Here is a 1,151-nt window from a genome sequence, read left to right as displayed (position 1 = left end):
GCCTGATGCAGGCCATCGAGACGGTGACCTCCAGGGGCGAGACGATGCCGGGTGACCTGGGTGGCAAGGCGACGACGGCCGAGGTCACCCGAGCGATCATCGAGGCACTGGGCGCAGCCTAGTGGTCTCGTCGAGCAAGGTGTCGAACCCGCGACCGAGTTTTTTACTTAGAGGTGAAACTTCATGACCTGCTTGAGCCCTGCAGACCTTAAGGCACGCTACCGGAATGGCGAGGGCGAGATTGCCCTCCTGGATGTCCGCGAAGCGGGCGAATACGGCATGGGGAAAGCCTTCCATGCCGTCAATCTGCCCTACAGTCGTTTCGAGGCGGGCCTGGGATCCCTGGTGCCCAATCATCGGGTCACCCTCGTGCTGATGGACAGCGAAGACGAAGGCCGTGCCCGCCACTGTGCGGAGCTGGCAGTGGCTCTGGGCTACGCCGGTCCTTGCTGGGTTCAGGGTGGGCTCGAGGGCTGGAAGGCCGCCGGCTATACCGCCTTCGCCGGGGTCAATGTGGTGAGCAAGGCCTTCGGTGAGCTGGTGCATGAGACCTTCCATACCCCCGGGATCAGCCCCGAGACCCTGGCGGCCTGGCAGGCCGGGAATGAGCCGGTCATCGTCCTCGACGGCCGGCCCCTGGATGAATATCGCAAGATGAATATCCCCGGTAGCCGTTGCTGTCCCAATGGCGAGCTGGTCCGGCGATTGCCCGCCATCCTTCGTGGCGATAGCCGAACGCCGGTCGTCATCAACTGTGCCGGTCGGACCCGCAGCATCATCGGTGCCCAGACCCTGCGATGGCTGGGCGTGGAGAATCCCGTCTATGCCCTGGAGAACGGCACCCAGGGATGGCGCCTCGCGGGGTTTGACCTCGAGCACCAGGCACAGCGCGACATGCCGGAGGAAGCGCCCAGTGCACCCGAGTGGCGGGAGGCCGCCGGATCCCTCGCCGCGCGCCATGGCGCCAGTGAAATCGATGCCGAGATGCTCAATGCCTGGCTGGCCGACGGCTCGTCCACGACCTATGTCTTCGATGTCAGGACCCTGGAGGAATATCGCCGTCATCACCTGGCCGGTGCCGTACATGCCCCGGGTGGACAGCTGATCCAGGCGACGGACCATTGGGTCGGGGTGTATCGCGCACGCATCGT

General features: G+C 65.0%; 1 protein-coding gene. It reads left to right on the top strand.

Features of this window, described 5'->3' with window-relative positions:
* Positions 1 to 183: 183 nt before the first annotated feature.
* Positions 184 to 1,151: rhodanese-like domain-containing protein (locus tag ACESMD_RS10355; RefSeq protein WP_372612866.1), on the top strand; the 968-nt coding region annotated here is incomplete at its 3' end.

Origin of the sequence: Halomonas sp., assembly GCF_041689495.1 — a bacterium.
In the GTDB taxonomy this organism is placed as follows: domain Bacteria; phylum Pseudomonadota; class Gammaproteobacteria; order Pseudomonadales; family Halomonadaceae; genus Halomonas.
Note: the sequence above shows the minus strand (reverse complement) of the source record. Positions and strands in the feature narration are given on the sequence as shown.